This is a genomic window from Streptomyces sp. P5F9 (assembly GCF_057961495.1).
Genome location: NZ_JBXVPZ010000915.1, coordinates 1 through 1,360, shown reverse-complemented (window position 1 = coordinate 1,360; position 1,360 = coordinate 1). Strand labels below are relative to the sequence as shown.

Below are 1,360 nucleotides of genomic sequence, written 5' to 3'. Positions count from 1 at the left end.
GGCCGCGGCCGAGCAAGCGACGAAGAAGAACGCCGTGGCGAAGACTGGTTCGGCGGAAGACACCTCGGCGACAGAAGCTGCGACGGAGAAGGCCATGACGAAGACGGGCGCCGCGAAGACGGGTACGGCGAAGAGGACGAACGTGACGGCGAAGGTCCCGGCGGAGACGGGCTCGGCAGAAAACGTCGTGGCGGAGACGGGCAGCACGAGGAAGACCGTGACGAAGAGGACCGCAGCGAAGAAGGGCGTGACCAAGAAGGTCGCCGCCAAGAAGGGTGCCGGGAAGAAGAACTCGGCGAAGAAGGGCCTGGCCAGGAAGACCATCGCGGCTGACGAGAAGCCCACGCGGAGGACGGTTACCGCCGACACGGGGGTGGATTCGGCGGCGACACCTCCCACGCAGGAAAGCGCGGCTTCCGTATCGGAGGGGGCGGATTCCGCACCTGAGCAGGGGGCTTCCGCCGCGCAGCAGGTTTCCGCAGCAGAGCAGGCGGCTTCCACACCGGGTCAGGAGGCCAACGCCTCCGGCATCGCGTCCACGTCGGAGTCGGGTGCCACGTCGGAACCGGGCCCCACCACGGAACCGGGCCCCACCACGGAACCGGCCTCGCCGCCGGCGGCGACCGAGGCCGCAGAGCCGACCTCGTCCTCGACTCCGCCCACCGCACCCGCTCCGGCGGTGCTGCCAGCTCCGGACGACACCTCGGAATCGGGGTCGGCCACAGTGCCGACTCCTGCCGATGCCCCGGAGGCAGAGACGGCCACACCGGCAACCCCGTCAGCCACACCGACCTCGCCCACCGCTCCGGCTCCGGCTCCGGCTCCGGCTCCGGCTCCGGCTCCGGCTCCGGCTCCGGCCACACTGCCGGTATCGGCCGACACCTCGGAGTCAGCCACGCCCCCGACTCGGAACCAGCCTCCGATCCCGGCCACCGCCTCGGAGTCGACCACGCCACCGACCTCGGCCAACGCACCGAAGCCAGCCACACCGCCGATCGCCGAACCGACCCCGGACCCGCTGATGGCCCCGACCGACGCACACGAATCGGCCATACCGTCGTCGCCGCCAACCGCATCCGCTCCGGACCAGACTCCGGCCGGCGCCCCAGAGCCGGCCATACCCCCGGCCCCGGTAACCGCTCCGCCTCAGACCCAGCCTCCGACCCCGGCCAACATCTCGGAGTCGACGGCACCCCCGACCACCGCACCGACCTCGGCCAACGCGCCGAAGCCGACCGAACCGCAGGCGCCGCCGACCCCGCTCACCGAACCGGCCGCGACGCCGGTCCCGCTGACGGCCGCGGCTGACACCCCGGAGCCGACCACCCCGCCGACGCCGACCACCGCACCCCCCTCAACC

At 72.4% G+C, this 1,360-nt stretch carries 2 protein-coding genes and 1 pseudogene; all 3 read right to left on the bottom strand.

Going from position 1 to position 1,360, the window contains the following annotated elements; all coding sequences use genetic code 11:
* Positions 1-345: hypothetical protein (locus AC31A1_RS51450; protein WP_489659919.1), on the bottom strand; the 345-nt coding region annotated here is incomplete at its 3' end.
* A 162-nt stretch (positions 346-507) separates the two neighbouring features.
* Positions 508-723, bottom strand: coding sequence for a hypothetical protein (locus tag AC31A1_RS51445; RefSeq protein ID WP_489659918.1), 216 nt, complete (start codon positions 721-723; stop codon positions 508-510).
* A gap of 423 nt (positions 724-1,146) precedes the next feature.
* Positions 1,147-1,360, bottom strand: a pseudogene (locus tag AC31A1_RS51440) (hypothetical protein); the annotation flags it as partial.